Raw genomic sequence first — 19,311 nt, forward strand, 5'->3', positions numbered from 1 at the left:
GCATAGAAAAGATAATCGATCTTACCAGTCGAGAAATCTAGAAATTCGAAACCCCGATGCTACCAACATCGGGGTTTCACCGTTTTTGAGCCCTCAAAAACGTCCAAAACATCTTATCGAATCCAAACTAAAGATACCTACCCACGCGCTCTACTTCTTTCAAAGCAATACCATCGGCTGCTATACCAACAGGAGCTGAACCTAGTGAATACCACTTAACATCATCAGTCTCTTGAGCGGTGATATCTCCTTTCCAGTCACTCACGATAAAATAATGAATCAACTGAAGTTCCTTCGTAGGATGGTAAAGCGAACACAAGTATTGGTAATCAATCGGAACAACATTAAGCTCTTCATCAAGTTCACGAAACAGCGCCTGAACCTGGTTTTCACCGTGTTCAATATGGCCGCCAGGTATAGTGATTAAACCGGGATCGGTCTCCCTAGACTCACTACGCTTTTCTAGTAATACCTGCGATTCCTTCAGCATGATAAAAGAAACACACTCGTGGACATCCATCTAATTTTCCTAAAGCCGTTACAAAGGTAGTTAAGTTTGTTGTTCTAGCTTGTGTTAATGCTTAATTTACAACAAGCTTTTTACTCAGCCTTTCATACAATTCAAAAGCTTCTGTTTTAGATATCAAATTTCCGAGAGCGTATTGATGAGCTAGCTCAATATCGTCGCTTTGATTGGAGTAATAGCGCTTGGCGACTGCAGCGCACTGGCTCAGATTGGTGTACCAACTGCCGTCTTGCTCAGCCACAAAATAATACGCCGCTCGCACTAACTTTTTACCAATTACCTTAACGATATCCGCATCAGTCATTGTTTTGAAACTCGAGGGCATTTGCTCAAGAAAAGTAGACAAGTCACCATTGAGAGCTTGAGCGATTTCAATGCTTGGTTTGTATAGTGGGAACTCATTAGATAAATCATTCCCCCAAACACAACAGCAATGCTTGATCCAAAAGTGCCAGTGGTACTTTTCCGTGGGTTGCAGAACATCCCGCAGGAAGCCAGGATCGATATCAAGCTTGGTCACTTGCGGATAGGTTTGGGGTATGGTGCCGGAAAGTAGGTTAAATACTTCCTTTTCTCTCTGACCAACAGGCGTAGCGAGTACGATAGAAACATCCAAATCAGAGCGACCAACAATGGCCGTTCCTCTAGGCACGCTTCCATACAAGTAGATACCATCAACTTGACTTGGAAGTTCTCTTAGCAACGAATCAACGACTGCTGACACCACTTCTTGAAATTCAGGCGCAATGTTCTTTGGCGAATAAAGATTTTGAATGAACCCTTCTCGATCGAGCCCTCTATCTAGCTTCTGCATACCACTTTCCATCACTAAGCCTTTTTCCAATCAGAACGTAGAACCGCCAACACAACTGTATCCCACCATTGACCTTTGAAGAATCGATGAGCTTTAAAACACGCTTCTTGTTTCATTCCCATTGACTTACATAATTTAATCGCAGCCAAGTTCTTGCTGATGGTTTCGGCGTAGATACGGTGTATGCCTAACTCTGAGAAACCAAAATCAGCGAGGGCTTCAGATGCTTCTATAGAAAGCCCTTTTCCCTGAGTTTGCCTCGATAAAGCACAGCCCATTGAAGCTTGTTTATCGCGTTCAAGACGTAAACAAACGGTTCCAATAAACTTCCCCGAATCTTTGCTTTCAACCGCTAGCTGATAGGACTGGCGTGGTACTTCCAAAGCCTGTGCAACAAACAACTGAGTTAGCTCTCGATATTTGTTAGGTTCGCAATCACTTTCATCATAGAAACGCTGATACTTTGCGTCTTGAGAGATCGCAACAAAGGCACACTCGTCTTCGATACTCATATCTCGAAGAATCAACCTGTCAGTTTCCAGCTTAAACATCAAAATTCCTTTTTATCTTATAGCCTTGAAGGGAAAAGTCTCGGAGGTGTTTACTCGTATACTTTCCCGTTATGCTTCAACCAACCATGAGTGTGATGATTACGAGGGTCTTTGTGCGTCCAGTGCATTACGCCACCTTTATTGTTCCATTCATATTCACCATAAAATTCAACTCGATCGCCCTTTGCCAGTCCCTGAACACGAGGCGCTAAGTCAATATTATGTGCGACTAACAAGGTTTGTCCGCTATCGAGTCGCAAAATGAATTTCTGATGTCGAGAGCCTTTATTATCATCAGGAAGTACTCGATACACCGTACCCGATCCGCGCACCTGAACGTCGCTTTGGTGATTTTCGTAAGCTTGTTTAAGTCGCGTATCATTCGCTTGAACATGACTGATGCCGAAGCTAAGCAGCACCAAAAGTAGAGCGCAAAATTGTTTCATTCCTTTCATTTCCCATATCTGTGTGTTGATTTGGGATACTTGCTGGGCATCCCCTCTTTTAACGATGCTTGTACTGAGTCGGACAATAACCTCTCGAAACGTCCGAACTGCGCAGTTTTACATGCTTGGTCGAGCGCCCAGAAACACGTGAGCGCCACAGCTTAAAACTGCCAAGCTTGAGATGGCTACGCATAAAACGAATCACTTGCGATTCATTCAAACCAAATTGCTGTTCTATTGCTTCAAACGGCGTTCTGTCTTCCCACGCCATTTCAATAATTCTTGATTCATTCTCTTTGGATAACATCATACATATTCTTCCTTAATAAACTGGGAGAAATACGCTCGTTCCAAATTTAAAGATCACAGGACAAACACTTTGAATTGAACGCGTATATATGATGAGACTCTTGAAGAGTGTGGGGTTTGAAGTATTTAGATTTTCAGAACCTTCTGCTAAAAAATGTAATATTACATTCAAAAATAAATATTATAGCTACTGTATATTAACGATTGATAAAATAGACTATCTGACTAATCGGAACGTAATGTCACTAATCAAAGATGAATATTCTACCATGATGAAATTTCCGCAATTACTGCGCGAAGCGCGCAAGAAATTGAAGTTAACGCAAAAGGATTTTGCGGCATACATTAATCACTTAGATGATGAATTCAGCTCTGTAGATGTCGTAACGATAAATCGATGGGAAAATAGCAAAGTAAAACCAAGTAATTACAAAGCCCTAAAGTTATTGGACTGCCTTGGTCTGGACTTGTATACAACGTTGAAATCCTTTGATTCAGAAGATAACGAAGACAGTGCATTACTTGAAGACTTCCTTCGTGAGAGGTTCTTTTCGTTTCAAAGCCGAATATCGTCTATCTCTAAAGGGGAAATAGAAGAAGGCTGCGACTGTCAGATCATGCCACTAATGACAGATCAGAATGACAAAGCAGTAATAGATAGAATAAAGCTGATTTCACAATATACAAAGATGGATCCTTCAGCCCTTGATACCATCGACCTGTTTCTCTATTGCAGTGAAAAAAAGGCGCATGGCAGAAAAATGGTCGATGTTAGTGGCGATATTGTTAGTCATAGCCTAGGTTTTTTCTTCAACGAAGAGGTGTTCGAGCAATACCAAAATAAGCATCTACATATTAAGCAAGCTTGCTCTTTAGAGTCTAATCATAACTTAAATTACATTGTGGTTAGCGGTCACTCTGAGAAGCGCGAACAATCTATTGCGAACCTGATTTCCGATATGAAGCTTCTTGCAAGCAATACTAAGATCAAGAAATTCTCTATGATGATCAAAAACCCAAATGCATTGGAGCTGATGAAAAACCTTGGATTTGAAATATGGAAGTTTTCAGAACCAACAGAACAAAAGTCGAACATCACCTTCAAAAACAAAAACTACCGCTATTGCGTACTGACTATCGACAAGATCGAATTACTGAGTAATAAACATGTTATTTCTTTTATTAGTAAATATGGTTAAGCACCGGATTTTACCAACGATAGAAAGCTTATACTAAATTCTGCTTAAGCTTTTCTTCCAACGCTTGGATACACAGCTTGATGGCGATAGGCGTATTTGAAGCAAATGGATTTAGCGCATAAACCGTATTGGTGGGTAATTCAAAGCTTGGCAGCACGTCGACAACTTCACCAGATAACTGAGGAACACAGAAGTCTGGAATCACACCAATGCCAACACCCGATTTAATCAGCGCAAGACAACTGTGAAATGAATTGGTAACGCAGCTAGCTTGTTGTTGATAGACAAAGCCTTCTTCAGTTAAAGAACTGAAATGGTGAGTCACCTGCTTCCCCTGCCAAGAGTTTGCAATGTAAGGAATCGATTCAAGCTCACGTTCACGCATGCTTGTGACGCCACACAACACATCTTTAAACTCACCTAACCGTTTCTGTTTGAGGTTACTGTCACGAGAACTGCCCACTCGTACCGCGAGATCAATATCGTGCTCCATGAAGTCTAAATGCTGATCGTCGCTTATCAGTTCTGGCTTTAACTTCGGATATTGTTTCATCAGATCGGCAATAACAGGCGCTACCAATAAATCCATCAAGGCATTCGGAGCTGTGATACGAATCCGGCCTTGTGGCTCTTCTAGCTCGGCTTTTGCCATATCCCAAGCCGATTCAGCGATCACATTGATGTCTTTGCAACTCAAATAAAAGCGCTCACCCATGCTTGTCAAAGTTTGTCTTCGTGTTGTGCGTTTAAGGAGAGAGGCGCCTAACTCTTGTTCTAGAATTTTGAGATGTTGACTGACGACGGACTTAGATAACTCTAACTTTTCAGCCGCAGCCGAGACTGAACCCTGCTCTACGATATGAGCGAAAATCGACATCTGCTTTAGCTTACTCATCTTATTGTTCTCTTTTTACAAACAGTATTTTCTATTATCTCTGTTTTTCAAATCAATTTCCAAGACTAAACTCAATTCAACTTATCGAAATACCAAATAAAAAAGACAGTGCTCGAAACAACAAGACTGTTATGGAGAAAGACAATGTTAGACAACCAAATTTTAGAAGCATGTAAGCAAGGCATTAACGCGTGGCAAAAGGCTTTCAACAACCAAGATGCGAAAGGTTGTGCCGATCAATATACTAAAAGCTGTGTAATGGAAGCGCGTCCATTTGGTACTTTTGAAGGTCATGAAGCGATTCAAGCATTTTGGCAAAACATCATCGACCAAGGTTTCAAAGACGTTGATTACACCGATGTAAAATGGGAAGAGCACCCAGACGGCGGTTACATTCTTACCGCGAGTTGGACAATGAACAAAGCGTTTGGCGTTGTACATCATGAACACTGGGCACTTGAAGCCGATGGCTGCGCTCGCTTAGTCAGCGACAACTTCGAAGTTCAAGGCGAACGCTAGAGCTGTAATTAACAGCTAGAAGCTCAAAAATAGAAACAGAAAACAAAAAGCCAGCAATCCAAATGGACTGCTGGCTTTATAATGTTCACTCTTGTCGCCCTTTCACTTGGTTTGAAGGTGATTGAGTGACTCTACACAATCACTCAACACGCTCATCATTTCAAATCAAAGTGTCTGGTAAGACAGAACAAATACAAGTCAAAGTTACAGTGCTGCTTTCTTCGCTTCTGTAATCCAACCATCGAACGTGCTTTGGTTCGCTTTGATCCAACCGTTTACGTGCGCTTCGATATCAGCAGAGCTGTTCTTACCTTTACTCATCATCATGTTCTGAGCGCTTACATCATTGATGTTAAGTTTGATGATTTCAAAAAGCTTCGCTGCTGATGGGTTGTTCTTAGCAAACTCTTTATTCGCAATAATGCGCATTGAGTTCATTTCGAAGCCGTAGTTTTTGCCGTTAGATAGCGTCGTATCCACGTTCGAACGCTCGCCAGGAAGTGCTGAGAAAGGAACTTCTAACCAAACTACATCTTCGTTAGGCACCAATACGCCACTTACCCAGTAAGGTGTCCACGTGTAGTAAAGGATTGATTCACCCTTTTGGTAACGAGAAATTGTATCTGCAATGATTGCAGCGTAGTTACCTTGGTTGTGAGTTACCGTATCGTCCAGTTTGAACGCTGAAAGTTGGTGTTCAATCACCATCTCACAACCCCAACCTGGGTTACAGCCTGTTAGGTCTGCTTTGCCATCACCGTCCGCATCAAACAGCTTCGCGATTTTTGGATCAGTTAATTGACCAATGTTGGTGATGTTGTACTTTTCAGCCGTTTTCTTATCAATTAGGTAACCTTGAGCAGCGCCGCTTACATATTGGCCTTCACGGTAGAATTTCTCATCACCACCTGCCATTGTGTATTTATCAGCATGAAGCGGGAACCAACCTACCGTTAGGAACGTTGCGTCACCCTTTGCAATCGAGGTGTAGCCTACGTTGTAGTCCACTTCTTGAGTTGATTTCACGTCATAACCCAATTCTTCTAGAGCACGGTTAACGATCAATGTTTGGAACGTCTCTTCCGCTACAGACGATTGAACAGGCTGAACTGATACGCCCTCACCCGGTAGGCTTGCTGCCCACACGTTAGTCGATACCGCTAATGTAGAAACGATGCTTACTGCGAGTTTACTCTTCCATGAATTATTCATTGGTGTTTTTCCTTAATTGAAGTTCTGATTTGTTACCGCGATTAAGTACATTCAGTACAAGGGAAACAGGTCCCATGCGATACCAGCGTAATTTTGTATTACCAGCGTTGACACCAAGTACTTGGGTGATGCGGTCTAATAAGATGGCTAAGATAACGATACCTAAGCCACCAACAGCGGCCAGTCCCATATCTAAACGGCCAATACCTCTCAGTACCATTTGACCTAAACCGCCTACCGCAATCATTGATGCGATAACCACCATAGATAGCGACAACATCAGTGTTTGGTTCACGCCCGCCATGATAGTTGGCAATGCAAGTGGCAGTTGAATTCGGTAAAGCATCTGCTTTTTGCTTGCACCGAATGAGTGACCCGCTTCGATCAATTCTTCCGGAACTTGCTGAATACCCAAAATGGTCAAACGAACAACAGGAGGAAGTGCGAATATGATGGTCACCACGACACCCGGAACGTTACCGATACCAAACAACATGACGATCGGTACTAAATAAACGAAGGCTGGTGTGGTTTGCATAGCATCCAAAATTGGGCGCACGAATTTAGCCGCCGTGTTACTTCGAGCGAGCCATATCCCCATGGGTAAGCCAATCAATAGGCAGAAGAATACGGATGTCATGACCAGTGACAATGTGGTCATTGCTTCAGACCAAGCGCCAATCAAGCCAATGAAAGTCAAAGATACGGCCGTTGCAACGCCAAGCTTCAAGTTTGAAAACTGCCATGCCACTAGAAACAAGATGATCAACATGAATGGTGCTGGCGTAGACACCAACGCCGTTTCAAATGAACTTAGGATAAAATCGATAGGCACACGGATTGCCTGGAATAATGGGCGTCCGTGCTCAACTAACCAATTCAGTCCAGACTCAACCCAAGTGTCAACAGGCAGCACAGCCTCTGCAAAAGGGTTAAGTGGATCAAAAGGTGTCGTTTCAACGGTTTCGCTGCTTAACCAATCCGCTGACGGTGAGGTATCAGCGGATTGACCCCAAGGATCACTTGCAGGTTGAGCTGGAGGAGCCGATTGAGACCATGGGTCATTATTTGTTTGTTCAGACGACATGATCTACCCCTTATCCAATGTTTGTAACAGTCGTGACTTAGTCACCACGCCAAAGTAATTACCTTGCTCATCCACAACAGGCACTGAGTAAGGCACACCACCAACTAGGCCAAGCACATCATTGATTGGTAAATCAGGGTTCAGCGTTAGTCCATCATCGAGCTGTGCGCTGATGAGTGATTTGTTCTCTTTGTGGGCTTTACGAAGCGAGTCGATAGAGACAATGCCGGAGTAACGGCTGCTCTTCTCAACTACGATGCCGTACTCGCGGTCGTTATCCATCAAAATTTGTAGAGCGGACGCTGGGCCATCGTGTTCTGATTTTTTAAATACCGCAGCTGGCTTCTTACGCGCAATGTCTTTCACAGTAAGTACGCTTGCTACGTTCACACCACGGAAGAAAGCTTCGACATAATCATTCGCTGGGTTACTAAGAATATCGTCTGGAGTACCGACTTGAACCACTTCGCCATTTTGCATAATCGCAATTCGGTCACCGATACGCATCGCTTCATCCAAATCATGCGAGATAAAAACAATGGTTCGTTTATCGTCATTTTGAAGGCGAATAAGCTCATCTTGCATTTCAGTACGAATCAAAGGATCGAGCGCCGAGAACGCTTCATCCATCAACAAGATATCTGGGTCACATGCTAGTGCACGAGCCAAACCAACACGCTGCTTCATACCACCAGACAACTCATCTGGGTAAGATTCTGAATATGCGCCAAGGCCAACACGTTCAAGTGCTTCAAGTGCTGACTGCTTTCGTTGCTCAACTTCAACACCCGCAAGCTCTAGACCAAATGCGGCATTCTCGATGACCGTCATATGCGGCATCAAAGCGAAATTTTGGAAAACCATCGAGATGTTGTTGCGGCGAACTTCGCGGAGTTCATCTTCTGAGATGTGGGCAATGTCTTTGCCTCGAAGAAGCACATTGCCTTTGGTTGGTTCGATCAAGCGGTTAAGAAGGCGTACTAGGGTTGATTTGCCAGATCCTGACAGTCCCATAATGACGAAAATCTCGCCTTCTTGGATACTAAGAGAAACATCGTTAACGCCGATCGTTAGCCCTGTTTCTTCGAAAACTTTATCTTTATTTGCGCCTTCATTAATCATTGTAAAAGCACGGTCGGTGTCTTCACCAAACACCTTGTACAGTCCCTTAACTTCCAGTATGGGATCCATGTAATCTAATCCTTTCTCAGTTATTTAAACTTAAATTGGTTATTTAAACCCGAAAAACAATTAGCACTCTAAGTAATTGACACGTGTAAATCAAGGTTCTTCGCTCGGTAAAACAAGGCAACAGACTGAAACCAGACCAGCAACAACAAGACCAAAAAATAAGCAAAAACAAAGCAAGCTACTGATAATAAAAGGGATAAATTAGATAAGCGTACGGCCAATATTATGTATTACGTAGTCGTAGATTATTGAATATTAATTTTACATTAGAGTAATTAATAGGCTGAATGAACCAACAAAAGCCATAATTAGTTCGTGCACAAACAATTCGAATACGAACTATTTATTAAGCTTTCATGATGTTTCCGAGGCGAAAGTTCGCTCGATAAAAAATATAAGATCAACTCTCAATCTCTACCTAAAAACCAAAGGTCAACCGGCTAAAGTCAGCGAGTTGAAATCAACCTTTTCAACCAAGAATCTTAATACGTCACACCAACTGTGATACTTGCTGCAAACTGTCAATTGGTGATTATCTAAGCTGAACTTCAACTTGTAGAGTGCTCATTGCTGAGCCATTCTTTATAAAAGAAATAAGCATTTTCCCGTGACGAAATAGAGAAAAAGACAAGGAATTCGAATGATAAAAATGCTGGTGTGTGACTTTGACGGAACGCTGGATGGAGGCTCATCTCACGGTGTTAACCAGCTATTTGATTACCTCACAGAACAACCTGATATTCGCTTTATCATCGCGACAGGAAGAACATTACCTTCGATTCGAATGGGTTTAGAATCGGATAACTACCCGAAACCACACAGTATTATTAGCGATGTGGGCACCAAAATTCATCATGTTCATTCCCAAAAACCAGACCATGTTTGGCATAACCAACTGGAAGCTTCTTGGAACAAATCAAAGGTAGAGACGGCTCTCGCCCCCCTTGATTTTATGGGTGAGCGGATAGAGAACCATCAAGGCGATTACAAGATCACCTTTGAAGGAAAGCTTTCAGAGCCTCAACACGAACTGATTGAATCTAGCTTGGAGATGCACGGATTAGATGTTCACCTTACTTACTCTCATGATTGGTACTTAGATATCACACCAAAAGGCGTTAACAAGGCGACTGCGATTCACCACCTACTCGAACAACACGATTTGAGCGTTGCAGAAGTGTGCGTCGCAGGTGACTCAGCTAACGACACCTCAATGCTCACCATTGAAGGCGTAAACTCGATACTGGTTGCTAACCATTACCCAGAGGTTGCTCACCTATCGGATAGAGACAACGTATACACGAGTAGAGCAACACATGCTGAGGGTGTCTTAGAAGGCCTTAAATACTGGCAAGGACGTGCAGCAGCGGGTAATTAGAAATAAGGACTGCTCCCTACTTGCTATCCTTATTTCCAACCGGGAAGCCAATGATCCTTGTCGGTGAGATCCCGCCAGTTGATGTCTTCCTCACGTTTGGTCATCACCGCTTCTATTAAACAACGAATGACCTCCCCTTCTTCAAACTCGACCTCTGTGACCATAAAGTGTTTTTCTCTCTTTATTGGGCTAACGGCCGTCCATTTACTGCGAAGTAGTTTCTTTGGATTGATTCGATTCATGAGCTTATTTCTCGCTTAGATGTCATTGATTATTATGGGATGTCTAGCCGACATTGAGTAATAGTCTTCATCGCAAGAAAAGGATCAAAAAAAGCCAGCGATTAGGCTGGCTTCATTCAGTTAGCTATTACTTGTTAAAGATTAGCCGTTTTTAGGTGGATCAAATGCCGTGAGTTCTAATACTGGACCTGTGTATTTTTCAATCTTCACAAGCGCAGAGTTTGCAGCACAGCCATTCGCCAAACGAGAAGTCGGGATATCTAACGTAAGCACGTTACAGCCACCGTTTTTACATAGGCCTGTCTCTTTATCTAAATCAGGCCAACCGCCTTCATGGATACATACAGAGCCTTGTTTGATGCCATCCGTCACTAATGCACCCACCAATACTTGTCCACGACCATTATGTGCACGAACCAAGTCACCCGTTTTAATGCCTCGAGCTTTCGCATCTTCAGGGTGAATTGAAATCGGCTCACGGTCTGCAATCGCATACTCTTCGCGGATCTTCGCGTAGTTGAACTGGCTATGCAGACGGTGCGCGGCGTGCGCTGTCATCAGTTGCAGTTCGCCATCTTTAGCGTTGCCTGTGTACTCTGTTGGTTCTAACCAAGTTGGGTGTGCAGGGCAATCATCTAGTTGGTAACCTTCAATGGTTCTTGAGAATATCTCGAACTTGCCACTTGGTGTGCCTAGTGGGTTCATGATTGGGTTCTCACGAAAATCAGCGTAACGAACAAACTGTGCGTTCTTCTCGTTCCACTTCATCTCGATCAACTGATTATCTTCCCAGAACTTGCTGAAGTTAGGCATTACGATACGCTGACCACGACCACCTTGCTGTGCGGTTTTGTAGAAACCATACAGCCATTCCATCTCGGTCTTGCCTTCGGTGTACACATCACGACCACCCGGAGCAAGTAACTCAGACATGTCCGCAAATACATCGAAATCGTTACGAGCTTCACCTTGTGGCTCAACCACTTTCTTCATTGGCACTAAGTGTTGGTTACTGTAGTCACCCGTCATCGTCATATCATTACGTTCAAACGATGTAGTAATTGGCAGAACAATATCCGCGTGCTTAGCTGCTGCTGTCCAGTAAGGTTCTGAGATAACAATCAGCTCAGGCTTTTGCCAAGCTTTGATCAAGCGGTTGGTATCTTGGTGGTGAGTAAAGTTCGCACCGCCTGCCCACCAGATCATTTTGATCTCTGGGAACGTTAGGTTGTGACCATTGTGATGGTAGCTTGAACCCGGGTTTTCTAGCGCTTCAACAATACGCGCTACAGGGAATGCGTTCACAGATCCTGAAACAGCCCAATCGTTACCCGCCGAAGAACCACCGCCAAGTGACGCTGAAATCGCAGGAAGTACGCCTGCATCACGAGCAGGGTTACCACCGTTTGAGTAGTGGTAAGAAAGACCGAAACCACCACCAGGCAAGCCAACTTGACCTAGCATTGTCGCTAGCGTAACCAACATCCAGTGACGTTGTTCACCGTATTGTTGACGCTGCATACCCCAGCCAGACATCAGCATAGTACGGTTCTTACTGAAGATATCCGCAAGTAGCTCAAGCTGCTTCACTGGCACACCACAGATCTCAGACGCCCACTCAGCAGATTTTTCTACGCCGTCTTCCTTACCCATCAAGTAAGCTTCGAATACGTCGTAACCTGTTGTGTATTTACCCAAGAAATCTTTATCGTGCTTACCCTGTTTCACTAACGTGTGTGCGATACCCATCATCATGGCTACGTCAGTCATTGGGTGAGGAGCAATCCACTCTGCGTTGTCACCAAAAAACTCGATAGTCTCAGAGCGCATTGGGTCAATCGCAATCACTGTCTTGCCCGACTTCTTCAACTGGTGGAAGAACTCAAGACCTGCACAGTCGGTTGAGCTCCAAGCGATCTTCAAGGTGTTAATTGGGTTTAGGCCCCAAAGTACCACCACATCACTGTGCTCAAGGATAACTGGGTAAGTCGTCTGCTGTTCATACACCTCAATCGAACCCACAACGTGCGGCATGATAACTTGCGCAGCACCTGTTGAGTAATCACCTAAGTGACCAGAGTAACCACCAGCCATGCTCATGTAACGTTGTAGAAGCGTTTGCGCTTTGTGCAGAACACCACTTGAACGCCAGCCATAAGAGCCTGCGAATACAGATTCCGCACCGTGCTCTTGACGAATACGTGAGTGTTGTTGGTGAATCAATTTGTACACTTCATCCCAAGAGATACGAACAAATTCATCACTCCCACGTACACCTTCAGGTGCAGATGGGTTAGCCAAGTAGCCTTTACGAACCATAGGGTACTTAACACGCGCTTTGGTGTGTACTTGATCAGGGCCTGTGGTCTGCAGGCTATTTGGAACCGTTTGTGCCAGTGCATTCGTCGTCGACACTAACTTGCCATCTTTCACTTCACACAGCATTGGTCCCATACGACCTGATGTTAGAACACCAGAACCACGTTTGTCCGAAGCAATTGCGCTCATCGGCGTCAAAGATGTGAATGCCAACGCACCAGCTGTAATACCTGTGCCTTTCATAAATCCACGACGTGTCATATTAGTCATAATTTTATCCTTCTAATTCTCTTTAGTGACCAACAACGTCTTTCGCGTGGTTTTGGAAGTACTTAGTCAGCAGCTCAAGGTTTTGCTCAGAAATGTCTGTACGGTCGCCCATACTTTTCGCAACAGGTCCCCAAGCATTCACAGTGAAGTGGTTTGAAGGAATTTTCGCGTGACACGTTGCACAGTAAACGTTGTCCAACTCTTCTGCGTAAGACCAGATTGGGTCTAGTTTATCGACAACTGGAGAAGTGATATCACCCGTTAGCGCAACTGAACGCCACTCGTTACCGTAAGCATCGGCTTTATAGTCACCAGTAGTCAGTGCTTCTTGACCTTTGTCTGTCAATGTCGCAACGATTGCACGTTGGCCTTCACCGAAGTAAAGCACTTGCTCTGCACCTTTCATTTGGAATGCATTCAAAGTCACAGTACGGTTGTCGCCTTCAGCCTTGACCACTTGCAGTTCTGCTGTTGGGTTTACACTGCCGAAGTCACCCATTGCGATATCGGTTACTGGGTAAACCACTTTCGCATCTGCTGGCGTGTTTTTCGTAAATGCGATCAGGGTATCGAACGCTTTGCTATCTAGCTGAGCTTCAGGAGCAAAATGTGCAACGCCTTTGTGACAATCGATACACGTTTGGTTATTTTCACGACCATAAGCATGCATTTTTGCTGCATCACGAGATTGCTCGAACTCTTCCATTGCATCGAATTCGTGACAAGAGCGACAAGTCGCTGAGTCATTCTCGCGGAATTGAGCCCAAACTGTCTCAGCCATCTCTTCACGGTGTGCTTCATATTTCTCAGGCGTGTCTATCTTACCTGAAATAAATTCGTGGTAGATGTCTTTGGACGCTCTTACTTTGGTGATCACGTAGTCAATCGGATCAGTTGGAATGTGGCAATCGGCACATTCAGCTCGAATGCCTTTTGCGTTACTGAAGTGTACAGAACCTTGGTATTCTTTGTGGGGTGCTTCCATTGTGTGGCAAGAAACACAAAACTCAGTGCTCGATGTATAGTGCATAACGGCTGCAGTTCCCCCTAAGGTTAACCAGCCAATACCTATACCAACCGCCGCTATTAGTGCGATATAACGTTTTTTTATTGTCATAATTCTTAATCATCTTCAACAATTGGTTACAATTAAGATCAGAATAGTACTTTAGGGGTAGATCAGTTTGATTTGGATCATAAATCGCATTCTGAGGAACAAAAATTGAACCTTTATGAGAACCCAAGGTCACTTCACGAAATTATTCCCCACCAGATACAATCACCCACCAAATAAGAAGCAGCGGTTAAATATTCATTATTGATTAATCCAACATCAACGAGACAAAACGGCTTTCTAAGTCAAAGAAGTAAATTGTAAATCTATTACAATATTGGCTATCTATTTTTCATAAACTCCTCACTCAATGAACCAAACAGAATTCCAACAAAAAATGGCGAGTTTCACCTCGATTGAACAAGCGCTTGATTACTTCGAAATTGGGTTTGATAGCAAGTTCATCAACCAAAATAGAGTCGAGCTTATGAAACGCTTTAATGGTTATCTGATCCTGTCAAAACCCGATGATTGGTTCTCTGGACGAAGAGCGCTGAAAAACGCTTATTGTAAGGTTCAACGCAGCAAGTTAGATCGCCACACACGTTCAGCCTGTCGTGGGTGTACAACTTGTCAGCGTCGATAGATAGGAAGTACTGCTCAAAGTAGAGAACTAAAAAGTAGATAGTTGAAATAACATCTCATTACGATTTAGTTAGTGGTTTGCTCGAAAAAAAGTGTGCTAGTCTTACGGCAACTCAACTACGAGATAAAAACTACAATGAAAATTTTCAGCAATTTCGAAAGCGGCAACATTCACGTCGTTTCTGCAGATTCACCACAAAACATTCAACTGACTATCCCAGCAGACTACCAAACTGAAATCTCTCAGTGGTTCCACTTCCGCTTAGAAAGCGATGCTCAACAAGCACACCACTTCGAAATCGGTCAACTGGCAACATCGGCGTATCCTGAAGGCTGGAAAGATTATGATGTGGTTGCATCGTACGACCGTGAAGAGTGGTTCCGTATCCCATCTCAATTCGATGGCGACACACTAAGCTTCGACATCATTCCAGAGCACGATTCAATGTACTTCGCGTACTTCGCGCCTTACTCATACGATCGTCACCAAGATCTTCTGCACAGTACTCAAACGCACCCGGCTTGTAAGCTTGAAACTCTGGGCCACACGCTAGACAACAATGACATCACTTTGCTAACCATTGGTGAGCCAAGTGAAGAGAAGAAAAACATTTGGGTTATAGGTCGCCAACACCCTGGCGAGACTATGGCTGAATGGTTGATCGAAGGTCTACTTCAACGTCTGCTTGATGAAACAGATACAGTAGGTCGTTCTCTGCTAGACAGCGTTGTTTTCCGCGTGGTTCCTAACATGAACCCAGATGGCAGCATCCGCGGTCACCTGCGTACTAATGCGATTGGCGTTAACCTGAACCGTGAATGGCAATCGCCTTCTATGGAACGTAGCCCAGAAGTATTCCTTGTTCGTGAGCGTATGCTAGAAACGGGCGTTGATCTGTGTCTAGACATTCACGGCGACGAAGCGATCCCATATAACTTTGTAGCAGGTAGCGAAGGCACGCCTTCATACAACGAGCGCATTGCTAAACTAGAAAATCACTTCAAGCAAGCACTGCTGACTATCACGCCAGAGTTCCAAGATGAGTTTGGTTACGATAAAGACGAACCGGGCAAAGCGAATATGACGGTTGGCACAAACTGGATTGGTGAGCAATTCAAGTGTTTGGCTTACACCGTCGAGATGCCATTTAAAGATCACATCAGTCACGCTGACGAACTTTACGGCTGGTCTCCAGAACGAAGTGTCGCGTTTGGTCACGATATGCTAGCCGCAGTTTGGGCTACAGTAGACGAGCTATAAGGCGAACTAAGCTCATTAGCTTTACCTGTATCGCCTTTGGTTTATAAGAATCTGGGCTATAGATAGAACAAAGCCCAGCACTTGTGAAAGTGCTGGGCTTTTTAATATCGGCTTGGATGAGTGAATCTAACTTTAAAAGCTTTCTATGCCACTCTGAGGCTAGCAAAAAACACTGGGTATCTTTGCCTAATGTGGCGTTGTTCAGACACCATATCTTTGAAGCTCGGACCTTGTGATAACTGAACGATCACTTCGTCACCTTCTTGTCGCAATACAGCACCGCTAATATCGATACTGTTGTTGTCATGCAACCTCAAGGTGCCGGCCATTGAAAAGCCACGATAAACCGGAATGATGTTACGCATCATCAGGCGTACACCCTTTTCAGAAACTTCGCTGACATGAAAAAGCTCATCCTTAATTCGCATCACCGGACGAGCCTTTTGAGGGTACTTTAAGCGGTAATATTTGCGTTTCTGGGTGAATGAATCTTCACGCATTGGTGACTCCCTGTCTCTGTTATTTCGGTCAAGCAATAGGCTGTAGCTTCAATTGGTCTCAAATAAACACATTCACCAAATTGATAGCTAATAATTATATCGACTTCCCGAGCTAATGCTTTAGAGATTTATACAGAGAAACACTGATTGCTTAGCATTCAGTAAAAAATGAGAACTGAATCGGAAATGAAAACTAAGATGGAAACGAGAACTAAGCCGGAAATGAACTGAACCAATAGCTAAAAACCCAATTCTTCGCATCGCACCCTAAAGCTGAAACAATGCCAACTGAATGCTGAAGCCCACGAATAGAATCCCACACACAATGTTCATCATTTGCGAGGTGCGCTTTTGAACTAACAAGCGCTTAAAGGTATCCGCCATTAAGATCACAACTAAGAACCACATCGACACCACTGACGCTTGAATTGCACCAAGTATCAAACTGTCTGTCACAATCGCATCTGTTGAAACAAATTGAGGGAATATAGAAAGATAAAACAGGACAATTTTAGGATTCAGTAGATTAGTGAGAAGCCCTTTGAAAAATTGCTTATAAAGCTTACTTCCCGATGCACTGACCACAGAGAGCACGCCCTCTTGAGCGCGCAGCGCCGCACGAAAATGGTTATACCCAAGCCAGACAAGATACAAAACCCCAGCCCACTTTAGCCCTTCAAAGGCCATGGGAGTGTTCGACAGTAATAAGCTTATGCCGTTAGCCGAGATAAAGGCATGAAAAAAGAAACCACATGACACGCCCAACACGTTCACAAATGCGAACAGCTTCCTTTGAGTTAAGGCTGTGCTTAATACCAACAGCGCATTTGGGCCCGGGATAATGGCAATAAAAAACACGATAACGATAAACAGCCAGATACTGTCCCAACTCATTTCGATCTCATTTCATGAACATTTTTAGGGCGGACATTGTACGTCCATTCAGTGCCATTACAATATGATAAACGCTTAATTATCGCGTATAGCTAACAGACATAATTCGCGCGTATAATGAATGTGTTTATCGTCTAACATACAAAACTGATTCTCTAACATTTATAGCCCTGTTAGACTCCACCTCCATTTTGATACTTGGTTCATTTATGTCATTTGATAACCTCACCCTTAACGCAAAAACCGTCACAGCGATCCCTTCTCAATTCGACAAACCGACTGAGATACAACAAGCGGTAATTCCATCAATTATTGCGGGTAAAGACGTACTTGCGTTGGCTCAAACGGGTAGCGGAAAAACGTTGGCGTTCGGCTTACCTTTACTGAATAACATCAACCAAAATGTGAATGAACTGCAAGCACTGATCATTGTTCCAACCCGTGAACTTGCATCTCAAGTGACCAAATCTTTAGAACCGATCGCGACAACGCTCAATATCAAATTGGTAACGCTAACGGGCGGCGTAAATACTGATGATCAACAGCAACAATTATCGACTAAACCACAATTAGCCATCGCCACACCGGGCCGCCTACTTGCTTTAATCAAAAGTGATGAACTGGATATAGCTCGGTGTTCATCATTGGTTCTTGATGAAGCCGACCGCCTGATCGACATGGGATTTTGGCCAGATATTCAAGCGATTACTGCAGCACTACCAAGTAAACGTCAGTCACTGTTGTTCTCTGCGACACTTCTGCCCGAATTAGTAGGGCAAGCTGAAGAGCTTCTTTTAAATCCAGTTAAAGTCACGACACATCAAGAAAACAGCGTGGTCGCGACTATTGAAGAAACCCTGTATTTAGTGAACAAAGGCAGTAAAGCTCAAGCGCTCATCGCACTACTCAATCAACACACATGGCCGCAAGTATTGGTATTTATTGGCGCAAAAGACAATGCCGATGCATTAACCAAACGATTGAATAAAGCCAAAATCAGTGTGAGTGCGTTACATGGAAATAAGAGCCAAGAAGAACGAGAGCAAGCATTAGAAAGTTTCAAAAATGGCGAGACTCGTGTGCTTATCGCGACAGACGTGATGGCTAGAGGCATTCATATTGATCAGTTACCTGTCGTAATTAACTTCGAATTACCTTCTCAATCAGCAACTTACGTACACCGCGTTGGTCGTACAGCAAGAGCAGGAAGTACTGGCTGCGCGGTCTCTCTGGTTAGCCACAGCGAAACTGACTACCTCAATGCGATTCGCACCTTGACCAATAAGCCGTTAGTGCTGCAACCATTAGAGGGTTTCCCGGTTACCGACAAACCTGCATCTGAAACGACCGCTCGCAAGCGTCCACCTAAAGATAAAATGGCCAATCGAAGAACAGCTAAAAAGAAAAGCATTAAGCAATTTAAAAGCAAACCAAATAGCTCTAAGTAACCAGAAATAACTCTAAGTAACCAGAAATAGAATGGTCAGCTCAGTTTGTACTGGGCTTTTTTATATGCAACAAAATACAAATTCACACCCAAAAACTTCCCTAAAGTTGCCAACTTAAATGACACTTTTGTGAATTATGATGCCAACGTATTGATTCTTGGTTGCTCAAAAAAAATACTCTTAAATCACGTTGACGCCCCTATATCTAGCAACTAGATTTTTCTATTAGTGTCTACAACAGGAGGTCATTGAAATGAAACGTGCTAGCTCTACATATCGATTACAACTGATTAAGGAAGTGGCAACTCGCCGAGATCGTCAACGTTCCAATGACCCGATGGCAAACTACATACAAACCCTAATAGATAATAAAGATGATTGTGATACTTCAGTTGAACGCAACCAGAGGTTCAGTGGCAGTCATTTTGATGAGCACATAGGTGGTTGGGTAAGTGACCACTGGGGTAACAAGTAGGACAAAGAGAGTAATCCAACCAGCATAATCGCTGTAGAATTCGTCTCCGCATTAACCTATAATCTGCAACAATTCC

General features: G+C 43.7%; 21 protein-coding genes. 7 read left to right on the forward strand and 14 right to left on the reverse strand.

Annotated features, from left to right (window positions below):
• Positions 1-127 precede the first annotated feature (127 nt).
• From AB6F11_RS02450 to AB6F11_RS02470, 5 genes are all read right to left on the reverse strand, one after another.
• The gene (locus AB6F11_RS02450; protein WP_017060354.1) at positions 128-520 is read right to left on the reverse strand and encodes an NUDIX hydrolase; all 393 of its coding nucleotides are present in this window, start codon (positions 518-520) and stop codon (positions 128-130) included.
• Between the two features lie 61 nt (positions 521-581).
• Complete coding sequence (locus AB6F11_RS02455; protein ID WP_102393840.1) at positions 582-1,340, reverse strand: nucleotidyltransferase domain-containing protein; 759 nt, start codon at positions 1,338-1,340, stop codon at positions 582-584.
• A gap of 14 nt (positions 1,341-1,354) precedes the next feature.
• A complete protein-coding gene (locus AB6F11_RS02460; protein WP_102393817.1) occupies positions 1,355-1,891 on the reverse strand; it encodes a GNAT family N-acetyltransferase in 537 nt (178 codons plus the stop codon).
• Positions 1,892-1,941: 50 nt separating this feature from the next.
• Complete coding sequence (locus tag AB6F11_RS02465; RefSeq protein ID WP_017060348.1) at positions 1,942-2,337, reverse strand: DUF3465 domain-containing protein; 396 nt, start codon at positions 2,335-2,337, stop codon at positions 1,942-1,944.
• A gap of 58 nt (positions 2,338-2,395) precedes the next feature.
• Positions 2,396-2,647, reverse strand: coding sequence for a TIGR03643 family protein (locus AB6F11_RS02470; RefSeq protein ID WP_065583896.1), 252 nt, complete (start codon positions 2,645-2,647; stop codon positions 2,396-2,398).
• Positions 2,648-2,735: 88 nt separating this feature from the next.
• On the opposite strand from AB6F11_RS02470, the gene AB6F11_RS02475 reads away from it, so the two are divergent.
• Complete coding sequence (locus AB6F11_RS02475) at positions 2,736-3,845, forward strand: DNA-binding transcriptional regulator (protein WP_240699227.1); 1,110 nt, start codon at positions 2,736-2,738, stop codon at positions 3,843-3,845.
• A 28-nt stretch (positions 3,846-3,873) separates the two neighbouring features.
• Here the strand turns inward: AB6F11_RS02475 and AB6F11_RS02480 are convergent, their stop codons facing one another.
• Complete coding sequence (locus AB6F11_RS02480) at positions 3,874-4,740, reverse strand: LysR family transcriptional regulator (protein WP_102393818.1); 867 nt, start codon at positions 4,738-4,740, stop codon at positions 3,874-3,876.
• Positions 4,741-4,884: 144 nt separating this feature from the next.
• Between AB6F11_RS02480 and AB6F11_RS02485 the strand changes: the two genes are divergently transcribed.
• Entirely contained in the window at positions 4,885-5,259 is a 375-nt protein-coding gene (locus tag AB6F11_RS02485) for a nuclear transport factor 2 family protein (RefSeq protein WP_017060338.1), read from the forward strand.
• A 204-nt stretch (positions 5,260-5,463) separates the two neighbouring features.
• On the opposite strand, the gene proX is transcribed toward AB6F11_RS02485, so the two are convergent.
• The 3 genes from proX to proV are packed head-to-tail and all read right to left on the reverse strand — an operon-like array spanning position 5,464 to position 8,749.
• Positions 5,464-6,471 carry a glycine betaine/L-proline ABC transporter substrate-binding protein ProX gene (proX, locus tag AB6F11_RS02490; protein WP_017065372.1) on the reverse strand — a complete coding sequence of 336 codons (1,008 nt, stop codon included), beginning with the start codon at positions 6,469-6,471 and terminating at the stop codon, positions 5,464-5,466.
• A complete protein-coding gene (gene proW / locus AB6F11_RS02495) occupies positions 6,464-7,558 on the reverse strand; it encodes a glycine betaine/L-proline ABC transporter permease ProW (RefSeq protein WP_102393819.1) in 1,095 nt (364 codons plus the stop codon). Before proW ends, proX begins: the two co-directional genes overlap by 8 nt.
• 3 nt (positions 7,559-7,561) lie before the next feature.
• A complete protein-coding gene (gene proV / locus AB6F11_RS02500; RefSeq protein ID WP_017067805.1) occupies positions 7,562-8,749 on the reverse strand; it encodes a glycine betaine/L-proline ABC transporter ATP-binding protein ProV in 1,188 nt (395 codons plus the stop codon).
• 640 nt (positions 8,750-9,389) lie between these two features.
• Here proV and AB6F11_RS02505 point away from each other — a divergent pair.
• Entirely contained in the window at positions 9,390-10,127 is a 738-nt protein-coding gene (locus tag AB6F11_RS02505) for an HAD-IIB family hydrolase (protein WP_050053016.1), read from the forward strand.
• Between the two features lie 29 nt (positions 10,128-10,156).
• Here the strand turns inward: AB6F11_RS02505 and AB6F11_RS02510 are convergent, their stop codons facing one another.
• The 3 genes from AB6F11_RS02510 to AB6F11_RS02520 all read right to left on the reverse strand — a co-directional run bounded on the left by AB6F11_RS02510 (position 10,157) and on the right by AB6F11_RS02520 (position 14,075).
• Positions 10,157-10,369, reverse strand: a complete 213-nt coding sequence (locus AB6F11_RS02510; RefSeq protein ID WP_102393820.1) for a TIGR02450 family Trp-rich protein — start codon at positions 10,367-10,369, stop codon at positions 10,157-10,159.
• 141 nt (positions 10,370-10,510) lie between these two features.
• Positions 10,511-12,958 carry a molybdopterin guanine dinucleotide-containing S/N-oxide reductase gene (locus AB6F11_RS02515; RefSeq protein ID WP_102393821.1) on the reverse strand — a complete coding sequence of 816 codons (2,448 nt, stop codon included), beginning with the start codon at positions 12,956-12,958 and terminating at the stop codon, positions 10,511-10,513.
• 22 nt (positions 12,959-12,980) lie between these two features.
• Positions 12,981-14,075: a NapC/NirT family cytochrome c gene (locus AB6F11_RS02520; RefSeq protein ID WP_017060332.1), complete on the reverse strand. Its 1,095-nt coding sequence runs from the start codon at positions 14,073-14,075 to the stop codon at positions 12,981-12,983.
• Between the two features lie 307 nt (positions 14,076-14,382).
• Between AB6F11_RS02520 and AB6F11_RS02525 the strand changes: the two genes are divergently transcribed.
• On the forward strand, positions 14,383-14,658 hold the full coding sequence (locus AB6F11_RS02525) for a nitrogenase-stabilizing/protective protein NifW (protein WP_017060331.1): 276 nt from the start codon (positions 14,383-14,385) through the stop codon (positions 14,656-14,658).
• A 135-nt stretch (positions 14,659-14,793) separates the two neighbouring features.
• Positions 14,794-15,918, forward strand: a complete 1,125-nt coding sequence (locus AB6F11_RS02530) for a M14-type cytosolic carboxypeptidase (protein ID WP_102393822.1) — start codon at positions 14,794-14,796, stop codon at positions 15,916-15,918.
• Positions 15,919-16,061: 143 nt separating this feature from the next.
• On the opposite strand, the gene AB6F11_RS02535 is transcribed toward AB6F11_RS02530, so the two are convergent.
• Positions 16,062-16,418 (reverse strand): hypothetical protein, encoded by a 357-nt coding sequence (locus AB6F11_RS02535; RefSeq protein ID WP_017060329.1) that lies wholly within the window; start codon positions 16,416-16,418, stop codon positions 16,062-16,064.
• 267 nt (positions 16,419-16,685) lie between these two features.
• Positions 16,686-17,312, reverse strand: coding sequence for a LysE family translocator (locus AB6F11_RS02540; RefSeq protein WP_017060328.1), 627 nt, complete (start codon positions 17,310-17,312; stop codon positions 16,686-16,688).
• A 209-nt stretch (positions 17,313-17,521) separates the two neighbouring features.
• Here AB6F11_RS02540 and AB6F11_RS02545 point away from each other — a divergent pair, with 209 nt between their 5' ends.
• Together AB6F11_RS02545 and AB6F11_RS02550 are read left to right on the forward strand one after the other, a co-directional pair.
• Positions 17,522-18,760: a DEAD/DEAH box helicase gene (locus AB6F11_RS02545; protein ID WP_102393823.1), complete on the forward strand. Its 1,239-nt coding sequence runs from the start codon at positions 17,522-17,524 to the stop codon at positions 18,758-18,760.
• Positions 18,761-19,013: 253 nt separating this feature from the next.
• Positions 19,014-19,235, forward strand: coding sequence for a hypothetical protein (locus AB6F11_RS02550; RefSeq protein ID WP_017057116.1), 222 nt, complete (start codon positions 19,014-19,016; stop codon positions 19,233-19,235).
• The last annotated feature ends 76 nt before the right edge of the window (positions 19,236-19,311 follow it).

The sequence above is a fragment of the Vibrio sp. 10N.247.311.14 genome (assembly GCF_041467715.1).
Lineage (GTDB): Bacteria > Pseudomonadota > Gammaproteobacteria > Enterobacterales > Vibrionaceae > Vibrio > Vibrio crassostreae_C.

Excerpts from the sequence above, each read along its gene's own strand:
- AB6F11_RS02450 (WP_017060354.1), bottom strand. The coding sequence starts at position 520 with ATGGATGTCCACGAGTGTGTTTCTTTTATCATGCTGAAGGAATCGCAG.
- AB6F11_RS02455 (WP_102393840.1), bottom strand. The coding sequence starts at position 1,340 with ATGCAGAAGCTAGATAGAGGGCTCGATCGAGAAGGGTTCATTCAAAAT.
- AB6F11_RS02460 (WP_102393817.1), bottom strand. The coding sequence starts at position 1,891 with ATGTTTAAGCTGGAAACTGACAGGTTGATTCTTCGAGATATGAGTATC.
- AB6F11_RS02465 (WP_017060348.1), bottom strand. The coding sequence starts at position 2,337 with ATGAAACAATTTTGCGCTCTACTTTTGGTGCTGCTTAGCTTCGGCATC.
- AB6F11_RS02470 (WP_065583896.1), bottom strand. The coding sequence starts at position 2,647 with ATGATGTTATCCAAAGAGAATGAATCAAGAATTATTGAAATGGCGTGG.
- AB6F11_RS02475 (WP_240699227.1), top strand. The coding sequence starts at position 2,736 with ATGATGAGACTCTTGAAGAGTGTGGGGTTTGAAGTATTTAGATTTTCA.
- AB6F11_RS02480 (WP_102393818.1), bottom strand. The coding sequence starts at position 4,740 with ATGAGTAAGCTAAAGCAGATGTCGATTTTCGCTCATATCGTAGAGCAG.
- AB6F11_RS02485 (WP_017060338.1), top strand. The coding sequence starts at position 4,885 with ATGTTAGACAACCAAATTTTAGAAGCATGTAAGCAAGGCATTAACGCG.
- proX (WP_017065372.1), bottom strand. The coding sequence starts at position 6,471 with ATGAATAATTCATGGAAGAGTAAACTCGCAGTAAGCATCGTTTCTACA.
- proW (WP_102393819.1), bottom strand. The coding sequence starts at position 7,558 with ATGTCGTCTGAACAAACAAATAATGACCCATGGTCTCAATCGGCTCCT.
- proV (WP_017067805.1), bottom strand. The coding sequence starts at position 8,749 with ATGGATCCCATACTGGAAGTTAAGGGACTGTACAAGGTGTTTGGTGAA.
- AB6F11_RS02505 (WP_050053016.1), top strand. The coding sequence starts at position 9,390 with ATGATAAAAATGCTGGTGTGTGACTTTGACGGAACGCTGGATGGAGGC.
- AB6F11_RS02510 (WP_102393820.1), bottom strand. The coding sequence starts at position 10,369 with ATGAATCGAATCAATCCAAAGAAACTACTTCGCAGTAAATGGACGGCC.
- AB6F11_RS02515 (WP_102393821.1), bottom strand. The coding sequence starts at position 12,958 with ATGACTAATATGACACGTCGTGGATTTATGAAAGGCACAGGTATTACA.
- AB6F11_RS02520 (WP_017060332.1), bottom strand. The coding sequence starts at position 14,075 with ATGACAATAAAAAAACGTTATATCGCACTAATAGCGGCGGTTGGTATA.
- AB6F11_RS02525 (WP_017060331.1), top strand. The coding sequence starts at position 14,383 with ATGAACCAAACAGAATTCCAACAAAAAATGGCGAGTTTCACCTCGATT.
- AB6F11_RS02530 (WP_102393822.1), top strand. The coding sequence starts at position 14,794 with ATGAAAATTTTCAGCAATTTCGAAAGCGGCAACATTCACGTCGTTTCT.
- AB6F11_RS02535 (WP_017060329.1), bottom strand. The coding sequence starts at position 16,418 with ATGCGTGAAGATTCATTCACCCAGAAACGCAAATATTACCGCTTAAAG.
- AB6F11_RS02540 (WP_017060328.1), bottom strand. The coding sequence starts at position 17,312 with ATGAGTTGGGACAGTATCTGGCTGTTTATCGTTATCGTGTTTTTTATT.
- AB6F11_RS02545 (WP_102393823.1), top strand. The coding sequence starts at position 17,522 with ATGTCATTTGATAACCTCACCCTTAACGCAAAAACCGTCACAGCGATC.
- AB6F11_RS02550 (WP_017057116.1), top strand. The coding sequence starts at position 19,014 with ATGAAACGTGCTAGCTCTACATATCGATTACAACTGATTAAGGAAGTG.